Raw genomic sequence first — 22,925 nt, 5'->3', positions numbered from 1 at the left:
TCAGGTCGGGGTGACGGTCGCCTCACGCAGCAGGCCCTCGACCACGAGGTCAGCCGCCGTCGTCAGCCAGCCGGCGACCAGGAGCAGCGGCCACTCCGCTTCGTCGTCGAGCGACGCCGTGGCTGCGGAGAGCCCGGCCTGGGCCACCGCCCGGCACGCCATGCTGTTCATGGCGAGGTGATCGGCAGGAGGGCCGCCGAGCTGTAGGGGCCCTAACCGCAGGGCCGCGCTCAGGCGCGCGGCGGGGCGACCGCCGGACCGAGGTCGAGGGCGAGCGTGCCGGGGTGGCGGGCCCCGGCCACCGGCGCGAACCCGAGTCGTTCGTACAGCCGCCGGGCGGGATTGCCCTCCTCCACGCTGAGGCTCAGCGCACCGAGCGAGCGGCGCCGCGCCTCGACCACCGCCGCAGCGACGAGCCGGCCACCCACGCCGGCGCCCCGGTACCCGGGGAGCACGCAGACGCTGAGCTCCGGGACGCCCGCCCGCACGAAGCCGTAGCCCGGCACGTCGGCGGAGAAGAACCTCACCCACACGACGCCGGTGGGCTCCTCGCCGGCCGTGGAGACCAGCCCGTAGTCCCCGTCGTCCGGCGCGAACCGGTGGTACGCGGCCAGGTGCCGGTCCGCGTCCATCTGCGCGAAGGTGAACCGCTCCCCGCACCGGTTGAGGTTCAGCCAGGTCGCGGTGCGGAGCAGGAACCGGTCCGCGGGCTCGAGCTTCCTCAGGGGCACCGGGTCCGGCACGGCTCCTCCTCCGCCACGGCGTCCGTCGGTCACGGCCAGCGGACGGCGGAGAGCACCACGCGGCCGTCGCGCACGGGCACGCCCTCGGCCGCGAGCAGCTCGAGCTGCCGGACGCGCACCGGTCCGGCGGCCGAGCCGTCCGCGCGCACCACCCGGTACCACGGCACCGCTGCCCCGCCGGTGGACAGCGCCCGCGCCACCCGGCGTGGTCCGATGCCGATCAGCTCTCCGATGGCGCCGTAGGTGCTCACTCGCCCCGGCGGGATGCGCTCGACGACGTCGAACACCGCCTCGTCGACGTCCTGGACCGGATCGCTCACCGGCCCATCGTGGCGCAGCACCGGAGGAGCCGGCGTCAGTAGTCCTTCCGCCCGAACCGGGCCAGGAGGCGGGTCTGGGGCGGCGCGGCCGACGAGACGTCCAGGGGCGGGTCGAACAGGCCGGGGACGCCGTCCTCCGGCAGCTGCTCGGCGAAGACGAGGGCCGCGGTGACCAGCTCGCCGTCCAGTTCGGTGTCCCCGCCGGTGGCGCGGGCGAGGTCCCAGGCGTGCACGGTCAGGTCGGCGGTCATCTCGAGGATGTACTGGGTCGCCGGCGTCGGCCCACGTGAGAGGTGCACGGTCCGCACCAGGGCGTCGTCCTCGGCGAAGGCCGACAGGGCCGCGTCCGCGGCGGTCTCCCAGCCGGTGAACGGGTCGGTGCCGAGCAGGTCGGCGGTGTCCTCCGGGAAACGCCCCTCGGCGTACGGCTCACCTGCCAGCAGCGGCGGCACCCACAGCGCCTCGCTCACCAGGTGCGCCACCAGATCGGCCACCGTCCAGCCGGGAAGCGACTCGTCGTCCCACTGGTCCGGGGCGACGGCGTCGACCCGGTCGGTGAACTGGTTCTGGGCGCGCTGGAAGAGCTCCAGCAGCTCGACGGGCGAGAAGTCGGCCATGGCCGTCAGTCAACATGCCGAGAGCCCGGCCCGCTCCTCGGAATGGGAGCGGAGCCGGGCCCTGGTGAGTTGCCTGAACGGCCCCCGTCGCGGGACCCGCCCTGAGCCTGCGAAGGATGGGGAGGACGGGGGTCCTTTCAGTAGGTGGGCAGGGTCTTGTCGATCCGCGTCGCCCACGCCGTCACGCCGCCCTGGACGTGCACGGCGTCCCTGAAGCCGGCGTTCTTGACGGCGGCGAGGACCTCGGCCGAGCGGACGCCGGTCTTGCAGTGCAGGACGATCGGCTTGTCGTTCGGCAGCTGGGACAGCGCCCGGCCGGAGAGGATCTCGTCCTTGGGGATGAGCTTGGCACCCGGGATGGACACGATCTCGTACTCGTTGGGCTCGCGGACGTCGATCAGCTCGAAGTCCTTGCCGGCGTCCATCATGTCCTTGAGCTCGTCGACGGTGATCGTCGAGCCCGCGGCCGCCTCCTGGGCCTCGACCGACACGACGCCGCAGAAGGCCTCGTAGTCGATGAGCCCGGTGATCGGCTCGGCCTCGGGGTCCTTGCGCACCTTGATCGTGCGGAAGGTCATCTCCAGGGCGTCGTAGACCATGAGCCGGCCGAGCAACGTCTCGCCGATGCCGGTGATGAGCTTGACCGCCTCGGTGGCCTGGATCGCGCCGATCGTGGCGCAGAGCACGCCGAGCACGCCGCCCTCGGCGCACGAGGGCACCATGCCGGGCGGCGGCGGCACCGGGTAGAGGTCGCGGTAGTTGGGCCCGTGCTCGTTCCAGAAGACGGAGACCTGGCCGTCGAAGCGGTAGATCGAGCCCCAGACGTAGGGCTTGTCCAGCAGCACGCACGCGTCGTTGACCAGGTAGCGCGTGGCGAAGTTGTCCGTGCCGTCGACGATGAGGTCGTACTGGCTGAAGATGTCGAGCACGTTGTCGCTGTCCAGGCGCGTCTCGTGCAGCCGGACGTCGATCAGCGGGTTGATCTCCTTGATGGAGTCCCGCGCGCTCTCGGCCTTGGACCGGCCCACGTCGGACTGCCCGTGGATGATCTGGCGCTGCAGGTTCGACTCGTCGACGGTGTCGAACTCGACGATGCCCAGCGTGCCGACACCGGCCGCGGCGAGGTACATCAGCACCGGCGAGCCAAGGCCTCCGGCGCCGACGGCGAGCACCTTGGCGTTCTTCAGTCGCTTCTGCCCGTCCATCCCGACGTCCGGGATGATCAGGTGGCGGCTGTAGCGGCGGACCTCGTCGATGGACAGGTCGGCGGCTGGCTCCACCAGGGGTGGCAGGGACACGGCTTGCTCCTCGGGTCTTTTCGACTGCGGCGCGCATCGGGGACGGCGTTTCCGCGGGTAACAGCGTGACAGGCCGGGCGATTCCCGCTGCAGGGCCCCGTCCCGCCGACGGTGCTCGCCGCTGCCAGCCGGCGGCTAGGGGTAGGGCCACGCGTTCTTGACGCAGCCGTCGAGACCGAGGGTCTGCTGCTGCATCACGGGCGCCGGCTGACCCGGCCCGGGGCAGTCCTGGTGCCCGTTGCCGAGCGCGTGCCCGACTTCGTGGTTCACGACGTAGAGCCGGTAGGTGGCGACGTCGCCCTCGTAGTCGGGGACGGCGGTGGCCCATCGCGCCAGGTTGATGACGGCGCGGTCCCCGTAGCGGCAGGAGGTGTAGCCGCCGGTGCCGACACCGGGGCAGTAGGTCTCCATGCTGCCGGGGCTGACCAGGCTCACCTTGAAGTCGAACTGCCCGGCCGCGGCCTCGGCCGCCCCCACGCGCTGGAAGGACATCCGGCCACCGCTCCCCCACGACCGGGGATCGCCGAGGGTGGCCTCCACCGCCTGGGCGAACGGGAGGCCGTCGACGCCGATGCCGTCCTCCACCTCGACGATGAAGCGCTGCAGCGGGCCCGCCCCGTAGACCGGGGACGCGCCGTCGACCACCGACAGCGTGCCCGCCCCCCGCTCGACGTAGCTCTCCACACCCACCGTCTGCGGCGCCCCGGTGGGCGCCGCGTCGCCCTCGGCGGGGGCGGTCGGGGTCGGCTCGACGGCCGGCGGCGGAACCGGCCCCGAGGCCGGCGCCGAATCCGTGGTCGCCGCGGCGGCGTCTGCTGCTGGGGCGCCGGGCGAGCTGACCGCCAGGTCGACCAGGGTCACGATCGTCGCGATGGTGAGCAGCGGCACGGCGTACGCCCGCCAGCCGTAGCGCAGGACGAAGCGGCGCAGGCGGCCCGGCCGCGGACGGACCACCGGTCGGGCCCGCGACGGCACGGCCGGCTCGGGGCGGGCGACGAGCGGCGCGGGGCGCCGGGCCGTGGCGACGGAGCCCCCGTGGAGCGAGGAGACGGCGTCCCGACCCGTGGCGACGGACGCCGCCCGAGGGCGCACCCGGCGCGCGCCGTCGGGGCGACCGCCCGACGGGCGGCCGTCGGAGGGGCGTCCTCCCACTGGGCGCACTCCTGCTCCTCGTCCGTTCTCCGGCGTCAGCGGGTCAGCGTCTCATGATGGGCGGCGTCGCGGCGTCAGGCTCCCGGCACGCCGCCGCCGTCTCCACCATGCCGAGCACCGCACGCGCGGTCTCCTCCGGCGCCTCCAGCATGGCGAGGTGCCCGATCCGGTCGAGCACGTGCAGCCGCGCATCGGGGATCACGGAGGCCAGCCGGGGACCCATGGCCGGATCGACCAGCTTGTCGCGGGCGCCCCACAGGACGAGCGTCGGCGGCCGCAGGGTCCGGGCGGCCCGCCAGGCGTTCGCCGCGCCCACCCGCAGGTAGGAGGTGATCAGGCCGCGCATGCTCCGGACGAGCGCGGCGTCGGCCCACGGCTGCTCGGCGCGCTCACGCATCTCCTGGACGGCCTGCTCGATCCGCTCCGGTGGCACCCTGCGCGGCTCGCCGAAGCACATGCGGATCATGGCCCGCACGCTCTCCTCGGGCGCGACGCCGCCCATCCGCCGGGCCGCCAGTGACGGGATCCCCGGCACGAGGAGCAGCAGCAGGGCGCGGCTGAACGCCGGCGGCACCCGGTAGACGGGCATGGCGGGTGACACCAGCGTGAGCGTGGCCACCAGGTCGGGACGGCGGGACGCCACCAGCAGGCTGACCAGACCGCCGAGGGAGTTGCCCAGCAGGTGCACCGGCTGCCCGGCGGCCTCCCCCGGCTGCCGGGCGACGTGCTCCAGGACGTCGACCACCGCGCGCACGTGGCCGGCGATCGAGTAGCGCCCGCGCGCGGGCGGCTGCGACCGGCCGAAGCCGGGCAGGTCGAGGGCCCACCCGTCGAAGCGGACGGCGAGCAGCGCGGCCAGGTCCGTCCAGTTCGTCGACGCACCGCCCAGTCCGTGGACGTAGAGCGCCCGCTCGCGGGGCGCGTCGTCCGCCGGTCCGTCGACCGGTCCGGTCCACGGCGTCGTCCGCACGAAGACCTCGCCCCCGCGGACCGGCACCTGGTCCCCCGGCCACGGCGGGAGGAGGGACGGCAGCGCGGGCAGCGGGGTCACGGACATGTGCGCTGCCGGGACGGCGGCCGCCGCGACCCCGGGCGGAGGAGCCTCGGACATCGCCTCGACGGTAATCCCGGGCCGGTCGGCATGCGGCTGGGGAACCCGCCGGTAACATCCCGGGTGTCATGCAGCCGCCCCGACCCGCCCCCGCGAGCAACCGGCGCACGTCCCGCCTGCCCCGGGGTGCACGCCGGCTCCAGCTCCTGCGCGCCGCCCAGGACGTGTTCGTCGCCCAGGGCTTCCACGCGGCGGCCATGGACGACATCGCCGACCGTGCCGGGGTCAGCAAGCCGGTGCTGTACCAGCACTTCCCGGGCAAGCGGGAGCTGTACCTGGCACTGCTGGAGGAGCACGTCTCGGAGCTGGGCGACCGGGTCGCCGAGGCGATGGGCGGCACCGACGACAACCGGGCACGCGTGGACGGCGCCGTCGGGGCGTACTTCGACTTCATCGACGCCGAGGGCGAGGCGTTCCGCCTGGTGTTCGAGTCCGATCTGCGCAACGACGCCGACGTCCGCGCGATCGTCGACCGGGGCACCGGAGCCTGCGTCGAGGCGATCGCGGAGGTGATCGCCGCCGACACCGGCGCGGACCCGGAGCGGGCGCTCCTGCTCGCCTCGGGGCTGACCGGACTGGCCGAGACGAGCGCGCGCTGGTGGCTGCCGCGCAAGGGCACCGTGTCCCGCGACGAGGCGGTCTCCCTCATGTCCGCGCTGGCGTGGCGGGGCATCTCCGGCTTCCCCCGCGTCGAGAGCGACCAGCACGTCTGAGCGGCCCTGCTGGGTCCCGTCCGAGGCCCCCGTCCTGAACCCGCGAGGGTGGCAGACCGGGGTCCTTCCCCGGCGAGGGCGGGATGGTCCGGCTCGTTCGCTGACGGCGCACCCGCGCGACGGGTCGGCGGCGCCGCGGCTGGTCTAGCGTGGGGACAGTCGCGCGAACCGAGGAGGCATCGCCCACGTGGAAGTCAAGATCGGCGTCCAGCACTCGCCCCGGGAGCTGGTCATCGACAGCCCCAACACCCCCGATGAGATCGCGAAGGACGTGGCCGCGGCCATGTCCGGTGCGACCAAGGACGGTCTGCTGACCCTGGTCGACGAGCGGGGCCGGCGCGTGCTCGTCCCGGTCGACCGCATCGCCTACGTCGAGATCGCCCAGGCCGACCAGCGGCGCGTCGGCTTCATCGCCGGCGCCTGAGGCACCGCCCGGAGGGGCGCGGTCCGCACTGCGGACCGCGCCCCTCCGGCGTTCTCAGGGCCTGAGGTCGACGACGGTGCGCCACCGTTCCCGGGGACCGGCGGTCTCGGCGACCAGCTCGGCGTAGAGGCCGGCGACCCGGTCGGGGTGGATCTGCCGGTCCTCCCCCACGAAGCCGCGGATGGTGACGGTCGCCACGTGCACGCCGTCGGCGGCCAGCGTGCGGGCCTGCACGTCCACGAGGGCCCGCAGCGCCGCCTTCTGCACGCCGAGGGTCGCCATCGACGGGACCGGCCGGTCGGCGGAGCCCCCGCCGGTGACCAGGACGGTGCCCGAGCCGCGCTCCCGCATCCCGGGGAGGACGGCGCGGACAGCGGTCTGCAGGCCCACGACCCCGGCGGCCAGGTCGGCCAGCAGGTCCTCCGGTGCCAGCTCCGGCACGCTCGCCTGCCGGCCGACCGACACGTTGTAGAGCAGGACGTCGACGGGGCCGAGCTCGTCGACGAGCCCCCGGACTGCGACGTCGAGGGACCGGGAGTCACCCGCGTCGGCGCTCGCCCACTCCACGCGGGCCACCTCCTCGCGCAGACCGGTCCCCAGCTCGGCCAGCGCCGCCTGCCGGCGGCCGATGAGACCGACGGCGTACCCCTCGCCACCCAGTCTCCTGGCCGTGGCCGCGGAGATGCCGGGTCCGGCGCCGACGACGAGCAGATGCGGCACGGGTCCTCCTGTCAGGGGTTGAGGCCCAGCGCCTTCATGCGCTCGGTGTGGGCGGCGGTGATCCGCTCGATCAGACGGGCCACGCCCTTGAGATCGCCGGTGCCGGCGATGATGAGCCCGGCCAGCCGATCGTGCTCGGCGATGACGGCCTGCGACTGGCTCATCGCCTCACCGACCAGCCGCCGTCCCCACAGCGACAGCCGTCCCGGGACCTTGCGGTCGGCGCGGATGGCCGCCCGGACCTCGCGCACGGCGAAGTCGGCGTGGCCCGTGTCGGCGAGCACGTCGAGAACGAGCGTCCGGTCGGGCTCCGGGAGGAAGCCGGCGATCTCGCGGTAGAAGTCGGCGGCCAACCCGTCCCCCACGTAGGCCTTGACCAGCCCCTCGAGCCACGTGCTGGGCCGGGTGCTCTCGTGGAAGGCGTCCAGCGCCGGCACGAAGGGCGCCATGGCCTCGGCGGGGTCGACGCCGAGCTCGGCCAGCCGCGCGGTCAGCCGCGAGTGGTGGGCGATCTCCGCCGCCGCCATCTTCGCCAGCGCCGCCCGGCCGGTCAGCGTCGGCGCCATGCGGGCGTCCTCGGCGAGCCGGTCGAAGGCGGTCAGCTCGGCGTAGGCCAGCGCGCCCAGCAGGTCCACGACGGCACCGCTGTCGACCGGGGTCGTCACACACGTCTCCTGGGTCCGCCGGGTCGGGGACGCCGGCCGCAGCAGGTGGCGCAGGTCACCGTGGCAGCGCGGCGCGGAGAGGCTAACCGGTGCCCGCGCTACCATGGAATCGGCGTACCTCCGGGTGCGCTGTGTATCTGTGCGCTGACAACCGCTGGACGACGCCCCGGAACGGGCTGTCTCCCGGGCTCCCGACGCCCGGTCCGCTGGCCGCGTCGGCGCTGGAACCCCTCCCGCGACAACCGACCGGGACAGGTCCGACGCGAGCGTCCTCCGCCGCCGGACCCGGTCCCCCAGCAGACCAGAGGCGAGTGCACTGACCTCCACCGACAACACCCCCACGCCCACCAGCAGCCCGTCCGGCGACGCACCGCCCACCGAGGTCACGTCGACGGCGGCGGTCGCGCTCGAGCACGCGGAGACCGGAGCCCCCGATCCCGAGGAGCTCGAGTCGCAGGTCGAGACCCTGGGCGGCGCGCCGGTCACCGGCGACAGCCCGCTCTTCAGCGACTTCGACGTCCACCCCGACATCGTCGCCGCGCTCGCCGAGGTCGGGATCACCCGCACCTTCGCGATCCAGGAGCTGACCCTCCCGCTGGCGCTGGCCGGCAACGACCTGATCGGCCAGGCCCGCACCGGCACCGGCAAGACCCTCGGGTTCGGCGTCCCCCTGTTGGAGCGGGTCATCCCGCCGGCCGAGGGCGGCGACGGCGTTCCGCAGGCGCTGGTCGTCGTCCCCACCCGTGAGCTGTGCGTGCAGGTCGCCCGCGACCTGGGCACCGCCGGTGCGAAGCGGGGTATCCGCGTCCAGGCCATCTACGGCGGCCGGGCCTTCGAGCCGCAGGTGCAGGCGCTGCAGGGCGGCGTCGAGGTGGTCGTCGGCACCCCGGGCCGGCTGCTCGACCTCGCCCAGCAGGGCCACCTCATCCTCGGCAAGGTGAAGGTCCTCGTCCTCGACGAGGCCGACGAGATGCTCGACCTCGGCTTCCTGCCCGACATCGAGCGGATCCTGGCCATGGTCCCGGACAAGCGGCAGACGATGCTGTTCTCCGCCACCATGCCGGGCCCGATCGTGACGCTGTCCCGGTCGTTCATGACGCAGCCGACCCACATCCGCGCCCACGGCAACGACGAGGGGTCGACGGTCCCCCAGACCACCCAGTTCATCTACCGGGCGCACAACCTGGACAAGCCCGAGCTGCTGGCCCGCGTGCTGCAGGCGCGTGACCGCGGCCTCGTGATGGTCTTCTGCCGTACGAAGCGCACGGCGCAGAAGGTCGCCGACGAGCTCGTCGAGCGCGGTTTCGCCGCGGCTGCCGTCCACGGCGACCTCGGCCAGGGCGCCCGCGAGCAGGCCCTGCGCGCATTCCGGAGCGGCAAGGTCGACGTCCTCGTCGCCACCGACGTCGCCGCCCGCGGCATCGACGTCACCGGCGTCAGCCACGTCGTGAACTACCAGTGCCCCGAGGACGAGAAGACCTACGTGCACCGGATCGGCCGCACCGGCCGGGCGGGCAGCACGGGCGTCGCCGTCACCCTGGTCGACTGGGACGACATCCCCCGCTGGCAGCTGATCAACAAGGCCCTCGGCCTCGACTTCGCCGACCCGCCGGAGACCTACTCCACCTCGAAGTGGGTCTACACCGACCTCGACGTCCCCGAGACGGCCACCGGCCGGCTGCCGCGCGCGCAGCGGACCCGCGAGGGCCTCGAGGCGGAGACCCTCGAGGACGTCGGCGAGACCGGCAGGCCCAACCGCCCGACGCAGGGCGCGCGTGGCGACTCGCGTGGTCCCTCCGGCGGCCGTCAGGGTGAGCGCTCCGGCCGCTCCGGCGACGAGGACCAGGGCACCGGCGGCGGCAAGAGCCGTCCGCGGCGCCGCACGCGTCGCTCCGGGTCGTCCACCGCGGAGGGCGAGTCGGCGCCGGCCGCGGCCCCCGGGTCGGCGCCCGAGTCGGCGCCCGCCGAGGGCACGGCCACCAGGCCGCGCCGCCGTCGCCGTCGCGGCGGGGCCAACCGCGGCGGTGGTGGGTCGGAGTCCGCCGCCTGATGGCAGAAGGACCCCGTCCTGCCCGCCCTCCGCAAGCTCGGGGCGGTGCCCTGGACGGGGCCGGATCACCGCTCACCTCGCTCCGCTCGGGGCGGGGCCCTGAAGGCGGGCCGTTCCATCACCTCACCTTCCCGCCGCTGCGGGTCTGGGTGTGGACGGCGGCCACCGCGGCACTGGTGCTGGTCGCGACCCTGCTCTGGCGCGGGTCCGACGCGGCCGCCACCGACAGCACCACCGCACCACCGGCCGACGTCCCCCCGGGAGCGCCGGCTGGTGGCGTCTCGGAGGTCTGGTCGGCCGACGGCGACCGGATCCCGGAGACGGTCGTGCAGGACGGCCGGGTGCTCGTCGGCTCCCGGCACGGCGTCCGCGCCCTCGACCCGCTCACCGGACGAGAGGCCTGGCACTACACCCGCGCCAACGCCCGCGTGTGCGGCCTCGTGGTCACCGACGGCGTGGCGGTGGCGGTCTTCGCGACCGACGACCGCTGCGACGAGGCCGTCGCCCTGGACGCCGGCACGGGGGTGCGGACCTGGACGAGGAGCCTGAGCCTCGCCGGGGACGCCGTCCTCGACTCGACCACCGCCATCGTGCTCGCCAGCAACCCCACCGGCCTGGTCACGTTCGACCCGACCGGCAACAACATCCGCTGGCGCCATGCGCCCCCCGAGGGCTGCCGGCTGCTCGCCGCCGACGCCGGGAGCACCGGGGTCGCCGTCCTCCAGCGGTGCGCCGGGAAGAACCTGCAGGTACGGCTGCTCGACGGCTTCGCCGGATCGGTGCACTGGAGCCACGACCTGCCCGCCGCCGGGGCGGCCGACGTCCGCCTGCTCGGCGCCGACGAGGCCGTGACCGTGCTCGTCGGGGAGGAGGTGCACACCCTCGCCGGGCCCGATGGCGCGGCGCTGGCCCGGGTGCCGGTACCCGCCGGCACGGCCGACGTCGAGCAGGTGACCGTCGGCGGGGTCTCGCTCGTGCGGGTCGACGGCACCGTCTCGGCGCTCGACGCCTCGACGGGAGTGCTGCTGTGGGAAGCGCCGGCCACCGGGCTGCCCGCGGCCCGGGGCTCGGTGGGGGACGCCGACTCCGCGGCGGCGATCGTCCTGCCCGACGACGCGGGATTCTCCTCCCGCGATCCGGCCACCGGCGCCCAGCTCGACCGGTTCGACGCGCCCGCCCCGCCCCCCGGCGGGACCGCCACCGCGATCGGTCCGGTAGTGGTGCTCCGGCTCGACGACCGGGTCCTCGGCTACCGCTGAGACAGGAGCGCCCTCACCGCGTCGCAGGCTCGCGGGGAACTCTGGACGGGGCCGGGTTCGGCACGGCCGGGCGGATCGCGGTTCACTGGGGACCATGGTCCTGCCCGGCGGCTCCGATCAGCCCGTGCAACTCGCCATTGCCCCCGACGATCTCCGGCAGCTGGCCGAGCACGACGCGGTGCGCCGCGCCTTTCCCGGTCGGGCGGGCCCGCTGGCCGCGCTGGACACCGGCGGGGAGGCGGTTCGCGGCACGGCCCTCCTCGTCGCCGGGTACACCGGCAGCAAGGAGGACTTCGCGCCCCTGCTGGCTCCGCTGGCGGAGGCGGGATACCGGGTTGTCGCCATCGACCAGCGGGGACAGTACGAATCGCCCGGCCCCGACGACCCGGCGGCCTACTCGGTCGAGGAGCTGGGTCTCGACGTCGTCGCGGTTGCCCGGGTCCTGCGTGAGGAGTCCGGCGAGCCGCTGCACCTGCTCGGGCACAGCTTCGGCGGGCTGGTGACGCGGGCGGCGGTGCTCGCCGAGCCCACCCTGTTCACCTCCTTCACGCTGTTGGGTTCCGGGCCGTCGAAGCTGACCGGCGGGCGAGCGGATCTGCTGGACCACCTTGGCCCCCTCCTCGACGCGGGCGGCGTGCAGCTGGTGCACCACACGCTGGAGCAGGTGGCCATGACCGATCCGAGGGCACAGGCCATCCCGGCACCCACGCGGGCGTTCTACGCGCGGCGGTTCCTGAGCAACTCCGCCGCCGGCCTGCGCGGCATGGCCGACGCCATGCTGAACGAGCCCGACCGGGTGGCCGAGCTGGCCGCCACCGGGCTCCCGATGCTCGTGGCGCACGGAGAGGCCGACGACGCCTGGATGCCACACGTCCAGGCCGACATGGCGCAGCGCCTGGGCGCCCGCCACGAGGTCATCGAGTATTCGATCCACTCCCCGGCGGTGGAGAACCCCCTACGGACCCTGGAGGTACTGCTCGACTTCTGGGCCGACGCCTCGGCGCGGTCATGACCGGCCGCCCTGCACTGGCGCCACTCCCCTCGCCCGACGACTGGTCGGCGGAGGAGGACCGACTCGGGTTCTTCGGCCCCGACAGCGTCACCTGGCGGATCCACACCGATCCGAGCTACGCGGTGGGCGGTCTGCGGGCGCTGATGCTGCAGGCGTTGCACCCGGTCGCGATGGACGGCGTGGCGCGCAACTCGACCGGCTTCAAGGACGAGTGGTGGATGCGCATGACGCGCACCGGCCAGTACGTGGAGACGATCACCTTCGGCACCCGCAGCGAGGCCCGGCGCATGGCGGCGCGGGTGCGCGGGCTGCACCGGAAGCTCTCCGGTGTCGAGGAGACGACCGGCCGGGCCTACCGGGTCGACGACCCCGACCTGCTGCTGTGGGTGCACAACGGCGCGGTCGACTCCCTGCTCTCAACTGCACGGAGGGCCGGCCTGCCGCTGTCGGACGAGGACGCCGACGCCTACGTGCGGGAACAGCTGGCGGCGGCCCGGCTGGTGGGGATCCCGGAGGACCTGGCTCCCCGCACCGTGGCCGACCTCGACGACTACTTCGAGCGGGTCCGGCCGGAGCTGGCCCTGACACCGGGCGCGTCGGAGGGTGTGCGCCGGCTGTTCGTGCCGCCCATGCCCGGCTGGGTGCAGGTGCTCACCCCGGCTCGCCCGGCCTGGGGGACGTTCGTGTCGCTCGGGTTCGCCACCCTTCCGGCGTGGGCTCGGCAGTTGTACTCGATGCCGGGCTTCACCCTCACGGACGCGGCGGCCACCGGGGCGCTGCGCGCCTTCCGGACGGCGCTGCTGGCGGTGCCCGAGCGGGCGCGCTGGTCACCGATCGTGCGCGCCGGCTTCGAGCGGGTGGCGGCCGACACGGACATGACCGCCTGAGAAGGGACCGCGCTGCCGCCGTTGGCTCACGTCCCGCGCTCGTCGTCCTCCGCGAGGAAGCTCCACGTCTCGCGGGCCGGGGCGGCGGCCTGGCCGGTCGGGCAGCTGGGCCGGAAGTCGCACCAGCTGCACTGCCTGCCGGGCACGGCGGGAAAGGCGGCGTCCGGCTCCTCCCCCGCCGCCATGGCCTCCGTCGCCGCCGTGATGTCGACGGCGATGTCCTCCGCCCGCCGCACGTGGTTGGCCAGCGAGCGCTCGGTGTGCTCGAACGAGGCCACCGTGCCGGTGGGCAGATGGTGCAGCTCCACCCGGCTGCACGGGCGGCGCAGCGTCCTCCGCACCCCGAGCACGTAGGCGGCGAGCGCCGGTGATCCGCGTGCCTCGTCGTCGGTGCACACCGCCCGGCCGGTCTTGTAGTCGACGACCACGAGCTCGTCGCCGCGCCGGTCGATGCGGTCGACCCGGCCGGACAGGGCCAGGCGGTCGGTCGTCGCCCCGACGGTGCGCTCGTTGCCCACCGGCTCGTCGGTCGGGTCCAGCGTCGCGACGTAGTCGGTCAGCCAGCCTGCCGCACGGGCCCGCCACCGGTCGGCCTGCTCGGCGTCCCGGAAACCGTTCTGCGACCAGGCGGCGTACAACAGCTGCCGCGCCGCCGCCGTCGTCCGTCGCTCCACCGGCAGGTCCCACCACGACCGCAGCGCGGCGTGCACGGCCGCACCCACGGTGTTGTGCGCCCACGCCGGGCCCTTCGACGGGGTGGGCCGGTCGACGTAGGCGTACCGGTAGCGGCGGGGGCAGTCGGCGAAGGAGGCGAGCTTGCTCGGCGTCGCGGGGAACAGCCGCCGCGGCATCCCGGGCATCTCCAGCTGCGCGCTCCCGCCGCCCGGTGTGGCCATGCGCCCACGGTAACCACCGGGTCCGACGGTTCTGGCTCAGTCCCGGAACGGCGCGCTGCCGGTGCCGGCGGCGAGGATCGCCTCGAACTGGTCGGCGTCGGTGGTGCACGCCCCGATCGGCGTGGCCTTGTTCGTGCCGTGGTAGTCGCTCGCCCCGGTGGTGATCAGTCCCAGGTCGGCCGCCAGACCGCGCAGGTGGACGCGCTCCTCGGGCGAGTGGTCGGGGTGGTCGACCTCCAGCCCGAGCAGCCCGGCGTCGGCCATCGCCGCGATCGCGTCGTCCCCGACGACCCGGCCCCGTTTCGTGGCCAGCCCGTGGGCGAACACCGGCACCCCGCCGGCCGCCCGGACCAGGGCGATGCCCTGGCGGACATCGGTGTCGGCCTTGGTCACGTAGTACGGGCTGCGGTGGTGCAGCAGGGTGGCGAACGCGTGGTCGACCGAGTCGGCGGCGCCGGCCTCGACGAGCGCGCGGGCGATGTGCGGACGGCCGACGACACCGCCCTCGGACCGCTCGACGATCCGCTCCCAGACCACACCGTGCCCTGCGGCAGCCAGCGCGGCGACGATCCGCTCGGCCCGTCCGAGCCGCTCGTCGCGCAACCGCGCCCGCTCGGCGGCGAACCCGGGATGGGTGGGGTCGAACAGGTAGGCGAGCAGGTGGACGCTGATCGGCGGCTGGTCGTGGGGGAACCACCGGCAGGACAGCTCCATGCCCGGGACGACGGTCAGCCCGGGCGGGCGTGCCGCCTCGGCCAGGCCCCACCCCGCGGTCGTGTCGTGGTCGGTCAGGGCGACGGCGTCCAGGCCGGCGGCGCGGGCGGTCGCCAGCAGCTCCGCCGGGCTCTCGGTGCCGTCGGACACCGAGGAATGGGTGTGCAGGTCGATCCGCATCACCGCCCAGCCTGCCGCAGTCTCACGGCCGGCGCGGCGGCAGGCCCTGGATCGGCTCGGTGTCCCGCTGCCCGGGGTCGGCACCCGGTGGGCGGCGCGACGACGGCGGCTCGGGATTGCCCTCGTCGTCGCCGCCGGAGGCCGCGCCGCCCCAGTCCGTGCTGAACAGCAGGGCGCTGACCCGGCGGTAGAGGTCGTCGGCCCCGGGCAGGAAGGTGATCTGCGACAGCGCCTGCTGCTGCCCCGCGGACTCGAACCGGAAGGTCCCGTACCCGAGCAGCTGCCCCAGAAGGGTCTCCTTCCAGGTGAGGTCGGTGATCCGGCGCAGGGGCAGCAGGGTCACCGTCCGGACGATGATGCCGGAGGTCAGCAGGACCCGCCGGGTGCTGACGATGAAGTGCCGCATCCACCACTCGCCGACCCGCAGGGCGTAGTAGAGGAGCGTGGCCAGGAGCACCAAGAGCCCCGCCCAGCTGGTCACCCGGTTCTCCGGGTCGCGGAGGACCAACCACCCCCCTGCCACGAGGAACGGGAGCGCCTTCACCGTCGGCTCGATGAGCACCGCCCAGTGCCGGCGGGTGGCCACGACCGCCGTCTCGTCGGGAAGGAGGTACTTCTCGACGTCCTTGCTGGCCCGGGGAGGCAGCTCCAGCGGCTCCGGCCTGGTCACGGGCTCGGAGGGCCCTAGACGAGCGAGCCGACGAACTGGGCGAGCGACGACGCCGCGTCGCCGAGCGCCGTGCCGGCGTTGCGGACCAGCTGGGCGGACTGCTCCGGGGCCTGGATGACGTAGAAGACGACGAATGCCACGACCAACCAGGTGACGACCTTCTTGAGGTTCACCGCCACCTCCACGGGTGCGCTCGTGCGGGCAGGGTCCGACGGCCGGCGCACCTGCGGATACGGGGTCCGCCCGACTGCGGCGGACCGCTTCGTCCCATGGGTAACACAGCTCCCGTGCGCCACATCGGCGACGCGCCGATCATGAAAGGGCCCGGTGGAGTTCCGTTCATCTGCCCGGGAGCAGGTGCTCGCTGGGCGGGCCCAGCGGCAGGTCGGGATAGATGCGGTCGCGCAGGTCGAGCAGCTCCAAGTGCTCGGCGAGCAGCCAGGCGGCGTTCATCGGCCACATGACCAACCACAACCAGACTCCGAAGGCCTCGCCGACGAAGGCCGCGCGGTCGTCGGCGGTGGGCACCGCCCACAGCGGTGCGTGCTGGCCGGCTGCCTTCACGTCCACCGAGGACGGCCCGGTGATCACGTCACCCGGGTCGAGCCCCGGCAACCCGGCATATCCGCAGCCGACTCCGGTGCCCGGCTCCTCGGCGACGAGGACCAGCTCGGCCGAGCCGCCGAGCGGGGCCGGGCCGGCGCAGTCGACGACGATCGCCCGGGCACCCGGTTCCCCGCCCCAGGCCAGGCCGGTGACCGACCAGCCGGCCGGCATGGGATCGGGTACCCAGGCCGGGACGCGGGCGTCCGCGGTCACGGCCGAGATCGCGTCGTGGGCGACCAGGACGGTGTGGTGCAGCGGCGTCACGGCGCCGTGGACGTGGCACCACGCCTGGGCCGTCGAGCCGGGGCGGACGACCAGCGTCTCGCCGCAGCGGGGGCAGACCGGCGCAGCGCTCATCGGGCAACACCGTCCTGGGGCGGTCGCGAATCGTCAAGCGGAGCCCGGCGTGTGGCGTCCGGCACGCGGCAGGGCGGGCCCGCCGGTGCCCGTTGCGTAGCGTGCTGTCCATGCTGCTGACCGGATCCGAGGGCGACGAGCCGCCGGTCGTGGCCTGCGTCGGCGCCGTGGTGCGGGACACCGCCGGCCGGATCCTGCTGATCCGGCGCGGTCACGAGCCCCACGCCGGCCTCTGGTCCCTGCCGGGCGGCCGGGTGGAGCCGGGCGAGACGCTGGAGCAGGCGGTCCGCCGGGAGGTGCGGGAGGAGACCGGGCTGACGGTGCGCCCCGGGGCCGTCGTGGGGAGCGTGCGCATCCCGGCCGCCGGGGTCGTGTACGACGTCGTCGACCTGGCGTGCAGCATCGATCCCCCGGACCAGGAACCGGTCGCCGGCGACGACGCGACCGACGTCGTCCTGGCCGACGCGGCGACCCTGGAGCGGCTGACGTGCACCCCGCGGCTGGTCGAGACCCTCCGCGGCTGGGGCGTCCTGCCCGGCTGACCGCGGCCGGGTCACCGGGTCGCTCAGCGGGGAGCGGGCTGCGGGCGGCCGGGCTGCTCGCCACCACGGGCCTCGCCGTAGGAGCGCTTGGGCACCATGACCTTGCGACGGAAGATGCAGACCACCGTGCCGTCCTGCTTGTAGCCGATCGTCTCCACGTGCACGACACCGCGGTCGTCCTTCGACTTCGACTCGGTCTTGTCGAGGACGGTGGTCTCGCCGTAGATGGTGTCGCCGTGGAACGTCGGGGCCACGTGCCGCAGGGACTCGATCTCCAGGTTGGCGATCGCCTTTCCCGAGACGTCGGGGACGCTCATGCCCAGCAGCAGCGAGTAGATGTAGTTGCCCACGACGACGTTCTTGCCGAAGTCGGTCGTCTTCTCCGCGTAGTTGACGTCCATGTGCAGCGGGTGGTGGTTCATCGTGAGCAGGCAGAACAGGTGGTCGTCGTACTCGGTGACGGTCTTGCCGGGCCAGTGCTTGTAGACCGCCCCGATCTCGAACTCCTCGTAGTACCGACCGAACTGCATGGGCTCGCTCCCGACCTCGACCGTTGAGGCGCGCACCCGGTGCCGGAGCGGCGGGATCCACCGTGTCGACGGTCGGGCCGCCACTGCGGAGCACCGGTGACCCGCCTGGACGGGTGGTGATCTTACGGACGGGCGCCCGCGCCGCCTGTCGACCGGGACGAGGGCAGCGGTCCGTGGGCGCGGCGGAGAGGTCGCGCCCACGGACCGCCCCGGCCGCGCGTCGGAGCTCCGCGGGCCGCGTCAGCGCATGCCGGGCCGCACGTCAGAGCATCGCCCCGATGCGGGCCGCCATGTCGGCCTCGTGCTGCTGGTAGGACGCGGCCACGTTCGTCAGCAGCGTTCCCATGCCGGTCAGCGCGTCGCTGACCCCCTGAGCGGACATCCGCCACTGCTCGTAGAGCTCGCTGAACTGGACGGCCGCCTGGCTGTCGGTCCACCCGTCGAGCACGGAGGTGTTGATGCTGCTGGACAGGGTGGCGTGCCGGCCCGCCGTGTCAGCGGCCTCGGCCCGGCACTGACCGGCCATGGACTGCAGGGTGGCGATGTCGACCTTCACCGTTCCTCCTCGATCCGGGCCCGTCCCGGTCGCGGCGAACGCTAGGACCTCCGGCGGGGACGCTGCCGGGGTTCTCCACAGGCCCGCCCCTGTCCACAGATCCGCGTTCGCCGTCCCCGCGGAGGCGCTCCAGCGGACACGATCGCGCCGTGAGCGACTCCTCCTCCGGCGACGGCCCGGGCACGCCGGCCACCCGCTGCTGGACCCTGTGCGGCGGTACGGGAACCCTCGACGTCGAGGTCACCGCCGCACCACGGCACCGGCTCGCCGACGTGCTGCCCGCGATCGGCCAGGTCGTGGGCCGGCAGGTGGACGGCCTGTGGGCCGGCTCGGCGCGGCTGCCCGACGACCTTCCCCTGACCGCCGCCGCGCTCGACCACGGCGCCGTCCTCGGTCTGGGCCGACCGGCCGCCCGCGAGCATTCCGGCCGGCCGTCGAGCGCGCTGGAGCTGCACGTCGTCGGCGGGCCCGACGCCGGACGGTCGGTACCGCTCGGTCGGGGGCACCACGTCATCGGCCGCAGTGGCGACACCGCGATCCGGCTGCACGATCCCGACGTGTCCCGCCGGCACGCGTCGGTGCGGGTCGGCGAGGGCGCGGTCACGGTGGCCGATCTCGGATCCAGCAACGGAAGCCGGCTGGACGGCATCGAGCTCGACGCCCGGCCCCGGAGCTGGCCCGTCGGGGTGGTCCTGCGGGCGGGGGCGACCGCCATGGGCCTCGCCGGACCGGCCGCACCGGCCGCCACCACCGAGGACGGCCCGGACGGCCGCCGGCGTCTGCGTCCCGCGCCCCGCATGAGCCCACCCCCGGTGGAGGTCGAGGTGCGGTTTCCCCGCCCACCGGCGCCGCCGCCCCGACGCCGGTTGGCCTGGGTGGCCGTCGCCCTTCCTGCGGTGGGCGGCGCGGTGATGGCCTGGCTGCTGCACACACCCACGTTCCTGTTCTTCGCCCTGTTGAGCCCGGTGGTCGCGCTGGGGACCTGGCTGTCGGAGCGATGGTCGGGCCGGCGCAGCGGGCGCCGTGAGGCCGCTGCGCACGCGCTCGCGGTCGAGGCCGCCGAGATCCGGCTCGCGGAGGCGGTGGGCGCGCACGTCCGGGCCACCGAACTGGCACACCCCGATCTCGCCGCCCTGGCCACGGCCGCGCGCAGGCACACCTCGTTGCTGTGGACCCGGAGACGCGGCGACGACGAGGCGCTGAGCGTGCGCCTCGGCACCGGCCCCGGACCGACCCGGGTGGTCCGCATCGACGGTGAGGGCACGCGGACGCGGGAGACCGCGGCGCACCTTCCCGTCGTCGTCGACCTCCGGAGCACGGGCGGGCTGGCGGTCATCGGACCGAGGGAACGGGCCCTGGGCGTCCTGACCTCCGTGGTGGCCCAGCTCTGTTCGCTGCACCCGCCGGGAGAGGTGGATCTGCTGCTGCTCGTGACGGCCGACCGGCTGGACGACTGGACCTGGGCACGCTGGCTGCCCCACCTGGAGCCCGCGTCCGTCCGCGTCGTCGCCCCCCGTCGGTCCCCCTCGGCCGACGCCCCGGACGACGACCTCCACGCGCGGCTGGTCGCCCTCACCGCGGCGCGGCGCGCGGTGACCGCCGGCCGGCCGGGCGCGTCCGGCGCTGCACCGGTGCCGGGCTGCCTGGTCGTGCTCGCCGACTGCCCGCTCGACCCCCGTGCCTCGGCCGCCCTGCGCGCCGGCCGGGACGTCGGGATCGTGGCGGTCGCCGTGGCCGACAGCGCCGGGGAGGTACCGGTCGACGTCGACGCCGTCCTGCGCCTGTCCGGGGAGACCGGCGACGTCGGCGTGCTGAGCCGGCAGGGAGCCCCCGACCGCGACACGGTGACCGTCGACCGGCTTCCCGCCGACCTCGCCGCGGCACTGTCCCGCGATCTGGCCCCGCTCGAGCCGCTGACCGGTGAGAGCAACCTGCCCCGCCGGGTGCGCCTCCTGGAGCTGGCGACCGGTGGACTGCGGGTGGACGACGCCGAGCGGGTCACCGGCTCCTGGACCCGCGCACGGGACCGACTGCTCACGGCCGTGGGACGCACGGCACACGGCCCGCTGGAGCTGGACCTCTGCCGCCAGGGACCGCACGCGCTCATCGCGGGCACGACCGGGTCGGGCAAGTCCGAGCTGCTGCAGACGCTCATCGCCGGGCTCGCCATGCACCATCCGCCCGATCGCTGTTCCTTCCTCCTGGTCGACTACAAGGGAGGGGCGGCGTTCGCGGAGGCCGCCGCGCTGCCGCACACCGTCGGACTGGTCACCGATCTGGACGGCCGGACCACGGCCCGGGCGCTGCGCTCGCTGGCCGCCGAACTGACCCGCCGGGAGGCCGTCCTGGCCGCCCATCAGGTCGCCGACATCGCCCTGCTGCCCGAGGCGGTCGAGCTCGCTCGTCTGGTGATCGTCGTGGACGAGTTCGCCGGACTGTCCGAGGAGCTCCCGGAGTTCGTGCCAGGTCTGGTGGCCATCGCCCAGCGCGGCCGCTCGCTCGGTGTGCACCTGGTCCTGGCGACCCAGCGGCCCAGCGGGGTCGTGTCACCCGAGATCCGGGCCAATTGCAGCCTGCGGATCTGCCTGCGGACCACTGACGAGGCGGAGTCCCGGGACGTCCTGGGCAGCCCGCAGGCGGCTCATCTCCCCCTCGACGTGCCGGGCCGCGCCTGGCTGCGGTCGGGGAGTGACGCGCCCGTCGCCCTCCAGGTCGCCCGGGTGGCGGGGCCGAGTCCGCTGCGGACGACGAGCCGACCCACCGCGCGCCGGTGGACGTGGCCCTCGACCGCGCAGCCGGGACCGGACGATCCGCCGGGCAGCCCCGACACCGACCTGACCCGGCTGTGCCGCGCTCTCATCAGGCACACCGGGTCCTCCGGCACGCCACGACCCCACCGGCCGTGGCGTCCGCCTCTGCCGGACCGGATCGACCCGGGCGCACTCGACGGCGAGGGCGCGCACGCGGACGAGGATCGGCCGCCCCTCCGGCTGGGGGTCGTCGACCGTCCCGACATCCAGGCGCAGGAGCTCCTGGAGCTCGACCTCACGGAGGGCGGTACCTGGCTCGCGGTCGGTGGTGCGCGCAGCGGGCGCACCACGGTGCTCCGGCGGGTGCTCGGCGAGGCCGTGCGGCGGTTCGGGCCCGAGGAGGTGCACGTGCACGTCCTGGAGACCGGCGGCGGTGGCCTGACGGCGGAGGTCGCACCACTGCCGCACGCCGGGACCGTCGTCGGGGGCGAGGACGCACTGCGCACGGTCCGGCTGGTGGACCGGCTGAGCCAGGAGGTGGCCGGCCGCCGGGCGGTCGGTGGCACGGGACCCGCAATCCTGTTGTTGATCGACGGCGTCGAGGCCGTGATGACCCTCCTGGACGAGACGGATCCCGGTCGTGGGTCGGCGAGCCTCCTCCGGCTCATGCGTGACGGCGCGGCGGTGGGCCTGACCTGCGTCGCCACCGCCGATCGCCTGCTTCCCGGTGGCCGGCTGGCCGCGGTCGCCCGCCGGCGCCTCGTCCTCCCGCTTCCGGACCGCGCCGACTATGCCGTCGCCGGGATCCCCGCCCGCAGCGTGCCCGGGCACCGGCCCCCGGGCCGGGCGCTGCTCGGCGAGGACGCCCGGGAGTGCCAGATCGCGCTGCCCCGCCCACCCGTGCCGGCGCCCGCGCGGGCTGCGGTCCGTCCCACGCCACTGCGCATCGTGGAGCTGCCGCCCGATCCGTGGCTGCCCGTGCCGGTCGGTGACCCGCCGGCAGACCGTGCGGGCGCCCTGGTCCTGCCGGTCGGGCCGGGTGGGGACGAGGGCCGGCCCCTGACGGTGGATCTCACGCGCACCGGGGGGCTGCTGGTGACCGGTCCACCCGCCAGCGGCCGCTCGACCGCGCTGACCGCCTTCGGCCGGCACGTCCGGGCGCTCGGTGCGTCGGTCCTCGTCGTCGGCCGGCCGAGCGGAGTGCCTGCGACGGACATCCCGGACGCCGAGTGGCTGGATCCGGCCGACGTGGCGGGCGCGGCCGCCTGGGCCGACGGGTTGGGAGACGCGATCGGCGTGGTGATCGCCGATGACGTGGGCGCTCCCACGGAGGGACCGGCGCTCACCCGGGCGACCGCCGCCGCCGCTCACGGACGGGTGGTCCTCATCGCCGCCGCGTCCGCCGCGCAGCTGTCGGCCCACTACCAGGGACCGGTGGCGGCGCTGCGCCGCGGCCGCGCGGGTCTCCTGCTCTGCCCCGGTCCCGGCGACGCGGACCTGCTCGGCATCCGGCTGCCCCGCACGCCGGTCCCTCACCGGCCGGGGAGCGGCTGGCTGGCGTCCGGGGCCGCCCTGCACCGGGTGCAGGTGGCTCGCCGGGGGCATCCGCCCACCGGCACGACCCAACCGTCAGCCGTTCACAGCAGGTCGAGTGCCGGACCCAGCTCCTGGCTCGCGTACCAGGCCAGCTCGTGACCCTCCGCCTGGTCGACGACGAACTGTGCCTCCTCGCTGCCGAGGTCGGCCTCGAGCACGACGTTCACGGCGGCCCGCACGTCGTCCTCCGCGTCGGCACCGTCGATGTGCGCGCTGGCCACGTCCCGCATCCGGATGTCGGCCTCGACCCGCGCCGCGCCGCGGTCGGTGTCCGGGTCGTCGATCGGTCGGACGGCGACATCGGGGACGTCGGCCGCCACGACGACACGCCGTCGCGCCGCGCCGGGATCGACGTCGATCAGCCGCAGGCTTGCCCGCGCCGCGGCCAGCAGAGCGGCGTACTCGAGTTCCTCCATGTCGGTCTCGGCGTCGCTGAGCTCGTAGAACTCCCGCAGCTGCGGAGTGACCGCGAAGACGGTGTGGGGGCCGGGCAGGGCCCCGTCGTCCACCAGCGTCCGCAGGACCGTCGTGGTGGCAGGCAGGTACACGCGCACCCG

At 74.7% G+C, this 22,925-nt stretch carries 25 protein-coding genes; 8 read left to right on the top strand and 17 right to left on the bottom strand.

Annotation, left to right across the window (positions count from 1 at the left end):
- The 7 genes from ACFSHS_RS02480 to ACFSHS_RS02450 all read right to left on the bottom strand — a co-directional run bounded on the left by ACFSHS_RS02480 (nucleotide 1) and on the right by ACFSHS_RS02450 (nucleotide 5,241).
- A complete protein-coding gene (locus tag ACFSHS_RS02480) occupies nucleotides 1-171 on the bottom strand; it encodes a hypothetical protein (RefSeq protein ID WP_376871298.1) in 171 nt (56 codons plus the stop codon).
- Between the two features lie 59 nt (nucleotides 172-230).
- Nucleotides 231-743, bottom strand: a complete 513-nt coding sequence (locus ACFSHS_RS02475) for a GNAT family N-acetyltransferase (RefSeq protein ID WP_376871296.1) — start codon at nucleotides 741-743, stop codon at nucleotides 231-233.
- Between the two features lie 29 nt (nucleotides 744-772).
- Nucleotides 773-1,063 (bottom strand): MGMT family protein, encoded by a 291-nt coding sequence (locus ACFSHS_RS02470; RefSeq protein WP_376871294.1) that lies wholly within the window; start codon nucleotides 1,061-1,063, stop codon nucleotides 773-775.
- 35 nt (nucleotides 1,064-1,098) lie between these two features.
- Nucleotides 1,099-1,680 (bottom strand): TIGR03086 family metal-binding protein, encoded by a 582-nt coding sequence (locus ACFSHS_RS02465; protein WP_376871292.1) that lies wholly within the window; start codon nucleotides 1,678-1,680, stop codon nucleotides 1,099-1,101.
- Between the two features lie 137 nt (nucleotides 1,681-1,817).
- Nucleotides 1,818-2,978, bottom strand: a complete 1,161-nt coding sequence (gene moeZ, locus ACFSHS_RS02460; RefSeq protein ID WP_376871290.1) for an adenylyltransferase/sulfurtransferase MoeZ — start codon at nucleotides 2,976-2,978, stop codon at nucleotides 1,818-1,820.
- Between the two features lie 135 nt (nucleotides 2,979-3,113).
- Nucleotides 3,114-4,130: a DUF3152 domain-containing protein gene (locus ACFSHS_RS02455; protein ID WP_376871288.1), complete on the bottom strand. Its 1,017-nt coding sequence runs from the start codon at nucleotides 4,128-4,130 to the stop codon at nucleotides 3,114-3,116.
- Nucleotides 4,131-4,173: 43 nt separating this feature from the next.
- Nucleotides 4,174-5,241, bottom strand: coding sequence for an alpha/beta fold hydrolase (locus ACFSHS_RS02450; protein ID WP_376871286.1), 1,068 nt, complete (start codon nucleotides 5,239-5,241; stop codon nucleotides 4,174-4,176).
- Nucleotides 5,242-5,309: 68 nt separating this feature from the next.
- Here ACFSHS_RS02450 and ACFSHS_RS02445 point away from each other — a divergent pair, with 68 nt between their 5' ends.
- Together ACFSHS_RS02445 and ACFSHS_RS02440 are read left to right on the top strand one after the other, a co-directional pair.
- Complete coding sequence (locus ACFSHS_RS02445) at nucleotides 5,310-5,954, top strand: TetR/AcrR family transcriptional regulator (RefSeq protein WP_376871284.1); 645 nt, start codon at nucleotides 5,310-5,312, stop codon at nucleotides 5,952-5,954.
- A gap of 187 nt (nucleotides 5,955-6,141) precedes the next feature.
- Entirely contained in the window at nucleotides 6,142-6,378 is a 237-nt protein-coding gene (locus tag ACFSHS_RS02440; RefSeq protein ID WP_376871282.1) for a DUF3107 domain-containing protein, read from the top strand.
- Between the two features lie 54 nt (nucleotides 6,379-6,432).
- Here the strand turns inward: ACFSHS_RS02440 and ACFSHS_RS02435 are convergent, their stop codons facing one another.
- A complete protein-coding gene (locus tag ACFSHS_RS02435; protein ID WP_376871279.1) occupies nucleotides 6,433-7,098 on the bottom strand; it encodes an SDR family oxidoreductase in 666 nt (221 codons plus the stop codon).
- An 11-nt stretch (nucleotides 7,099-7,109) separates the two neighbouring features.
- Complete coding sequence (locus ACFSHS_RS02430; protein WP_376871277.1) at nucleotides 7,110-7,763, bottom strand: ferritin-like fold-containing protein; 654 nt, start codon at nucleotides 7,761-7,763, stop codon at nucleotides 7,110-7,112.
- Between the two features lie 466 nt (nucleotides 7,764-8,229).
- Between ACFSHS_RS02430 and ACFSHS_RS02425 the strand changes: the two genes are divergently transcribed.
- The 4 genes from ACFSHS_RS02425 (at nucleotide 8,230) to ACFSHS_RS02410 (ending at nucleotide 12,971) form a co-directional block, all read left to right on the top strand.
- Nucleotides 8,230-9,813, top strand: a complete 1,584-nt coding sequence (locus tag ACFSHS_RS02425; RefSeq protein ID WP_376871770.1) for a DEAD/DEAH box helicase — start codon at nucleotides 8,230-8,232, stop codon at nucleotides 9,811-9,813.
- 176 nt (nucleotides 9,814-9,989) lie between these two features.
- A complete protein-coding gene (locus ACFSHS_RS02420; protein ID WP_376871274.1) occupies nucleotides 9,990-11,072 on the top strand; it encodes an outer membrane protein assembly factor BamB family protein in 1,083 nt (360 codons plus the stop codon).
- A 124-nt stretch (nucleotides 11,073-11,196) separates the two neighbouring features.
- Nucleotides 11,197-12,084: an alpha/beta fold hydrolase gene (locus ACFSHS_RS02415; RefSeq protein ID WP_376871272.1), complete on the top strand. Its 888-nt coding sequence runs from the start codon at nucleotides 11,197-11,199 to the stop codon at nucleotides 12,082-12,084.
- Nucleotides 12,081-12,971 carry an oxygenase MpaB family protein gene (locus tag ACFSHS_RS02410; protein WP_376871270.1) on the top strand — a complete coding sequence of 297 codons (891 nt, stop codon included), beginning with the start codon at nucleotides 12,081-12,083 and terminating at the stop codon, nucleotides 12,969-12,971. The genes ACFSHS_RS02415 and ACFSHS_RS02410 overlap by 4 nt, the downstream gene beginning before the upstream one ends.
- 26 nt (nucleotides 12,972-12,997) lie before the next feature.
- On the opposite strand, the gene ACFSHS_RS02405 is transcribed toward ACFSHS_RS02410, so the two are convergent.
- The 5 genes from ACFSHS_RS02405 to ACFSHS_RS02385 all read right to left on the bottom strand — a co-directional run bounded on the left by ACFSHS_RS02405 (nucleotide 12,998) and on the right by ACFSHS_RS02385 (nucleotide 16,394).
- The gene (locus tag ACFSHS_RS02405) at nucleotides 12,998-13,867 is read right to left on the bottom strand and encodes a RecB family exonuclease (protein ID WP_376871268.1); all 870 of its coding nucleotides are present in this window, start codon (nucleotides 13,865-13,867) and stop codon (nucleotides 12,998-13,000) included.
- A gap of 36 nt (nucleotides 13,868-13,903) precedes the next feature.
- The gene (locus ACFSHS_RS02400; RefSeq protein WP_376871266.1) at nucleotides 13,904-14,761 is read right to left on the bottom strand and encodes a PHP domain-containing protein; all 858 of its coding nucleotides are present in this window, start codon (nucleotides 14,759-14,761) and stop codon (nucleotides 13,904-13,906) included.
- Between the two features lie 22 nt (nucleotides 14,762-14,783).
- Nucleotides 14,784-15,431: a PH domain-containing protein gene (locus ACFSHS_RS02395; RefSeq protein WP_376871264.1), complete on the bottom strand. Its 648-nt coding sequence runs from the start codon at nucleotides 15,429-15,431 to the stop codon at nucleotides 14,784-14,786.
- 14 nt (nucleotides 15,432-15,445) lie between these two features.
- The gene (locus ACFSHS_RS02390) at nucleotides 15,446-15,616 is read right to left on the bottom strand and encodes a hypothetical protein (RefSeq protein WP_376871261.1); all 171 of its coding nucleotides are present in this window, start codon (nucleotides 15,614-15,616) and stop codon (nucleotides 15,446-15,448) included.
- 154 nt (nucleotides 15,617-15,770) lie between these two features.
- Complete coding sequence (locus ACFSHS_RS02385; RefSeq protein ID WP_376871259.1) at nucleotides 15,771-16,394, bottom strand: DUF6758 family protein; 624 nt, start codon at nucleotides 16,392-16,394, stop codon at nucleotides 15,771-15,773.
- A gap of 110 nt (nucleotides 16,395-16,504) precedes the next feature.
- Between ACFSHS_RS02385 and ACFSHS_RS02380 the strand changes: the two genes are divergently transcribed.
- Nucleotides 16,505-16,936 carry an NUDIX hydrolase gene (locus tag ACFSHS_RS02380; RefSeq protein WP_376871257.1) on the top strand — a complete coding sequence of 144 codons (432 nt, stop codon included), beginning with the start codon at nucleotides 16,505-16,507 and terminating at the stop codon, nucleotides 16,934-16,936.
- Nucleotides 16,937-16,959: 23 nt separating this feature from the next.
- Here the strand turns inward: ACFSHS_RS02380 and ACFSHS_RS02375 are convergent, their stop codons facing one another.
- A complete protein-coding gene (locus ACFSHS_RS02375; protein ID WP_376871254.1) occupies nucleotides 16,960-17,466 on the bottom strand; it encodes a MaoC family dehydratase in 507 nt (168 codons plus the stop codon).
- A 262-nt stretch (nucleotides 17,467-17,728) separates the two neighbouring features.
- Nucleotides 17,729-18,022 carry a WXG100 family type VII secretion target gene (locus ACFSHS_RS02370; protein ID WP_376871252.1) on the bottom strand — a complete coding sequence of 98 codons (294 nt, stop codon included), beginning with the start codon at nucleotides 18,020-18,022 and terminating at the stop codon, nucleotides 17,729-17,731.
- Between the two features lie 149 nt (nucleotides 18,023-18,171).
- Between ACFSHS_RS02370 and ACFSHS_RS02365 the strand changes: the two genes are divergently transcribed.
- Nucleotides 18,172-22,467 carry an FtsK/SpoIIIE domain-containing protein gene (locus ACFSHS_RS02365; protein WP_376871250.1) on the top strand — a complete coding sequence of 1,432 codons (4,296 nt, stop codon included), beginning with the start codon at nucleotides 18,172-18,174 and terminating at the stop codon, nucleotides 22,465-22,467.
- On the opposite strand, the gene ACFSHS_RS02360 is transcribed toward ACFSHS_RS02365, so the two are convergent.
- Entirely contained in the window at nucleotides 22,410-22,916 is a 507-nt protein-coding gene (locus tag ACFSHS_RS02360; RefSeq protein ID WP_376871247.1) for a DUF6912 family protein, read from the bottom strand. The two genes, ACFSHS_RS02365 and ACFSHS_RS02360, sit on opposite strands and share 58 nt — an antisense overlap.
- Nucleotides 22,917-22,925: the final 9 nt, after the last annotated feature.

The sequence above is a fragment of the Blastococcus deserti genome (assembly GCF_042682525.1).
GTDB classification, from domain to species: domain Bacteria; phylum Actinomycetota; class Actinomycetes; order Mycobacteriales; family Geodermatophilaceae; genus Blastococcus_B; species Blastococcus_B deserti.
This window is presented reverse-complemented; position numbering and strand designations above follow the sequence as displayed.

What these genes read in the sequence shown, in the direction of transcription:
- ACFSHS_RS02480 (WP_376871298.1), bottom strand. Translation starts at nt 171, where the DNA reads ATGAACAGCATGGCGTGCCGGGCGGTGGCCCAGGCCGGGCTCTCCGCA.
- ACFSHS_RS02465 (WP_376871292.1), bottom strand. Translation starts at nt 1,680, where the DNA reads ATGGCCGACTTCTCGCCCGTCGAGCTGCTGGAGCTCTTCCAGCGCGCC.
- ACFSHS_RS02450 (WP_376871286.1), bottom strand. Translation starts at nt 5,241, where the DNA reads ATGTCCGAGGCTCCTCCGCCCGGGGTCGCGGCGGCCGCCGTCCCGGCA.
- ACFSHS_RS02445 (WP_376871284.1), top strand. Translation starts at nt 5,310, where the DNA reads ATGCAGCCGCCCCGACCCGCCCCCGCGAGCAACCGGCGCACGTCCCGC.
- ACFSHS_RS02410 (WP_376871270.1), top strand. Translation starts at nt 12,081, where the DNA reads ATGACCGGCCGCCCTGCACTGGCGCCACTCCCCTCGCCCGACGACTGG.
- ACFSHS_RS02405 (WP_376871268.1), bottom strand. Translation starts at nt 13,867, where the DNA reads ATGGCCACACCGGGCGGCGGGAGCGCGCAGCTGGAGATGCCCGGGATG.
- ACFSHS_RS02400 (WP_376871266.1), bottom strand. Translation starts at nt 14,761, where the DNA reads ATGCGGATCGACCTGCACACCCATTCCTCGGTGTCCGACGGCACCGAG.
- ACFSHS_RS02385 (WP_376871259.1), bottom strand. Translation starts at nt 16,394, where the DNA reads ATGAGCGCTGCGCCGGTCTGCCCCCGCTGCGGCGAGACGCTGGTCGTC.
- ACFSHS_RS02380 (WP_376871257.1), top strand. Translation starts at nt 16,505, where the DNA reads ATGCTGCTGACCGGATCCGAGGGCGACGAGCCGCCGGTCGTGGCCTGC.
- ACFSHS_RS02375 (WP_376871254.1), bottom strand. Translation starts at nt 17,466, where the DNA reads ATGCAGTTCGGTCGGTACTACGAGGAGTTCGAGATCGGGGCGGTCTAC.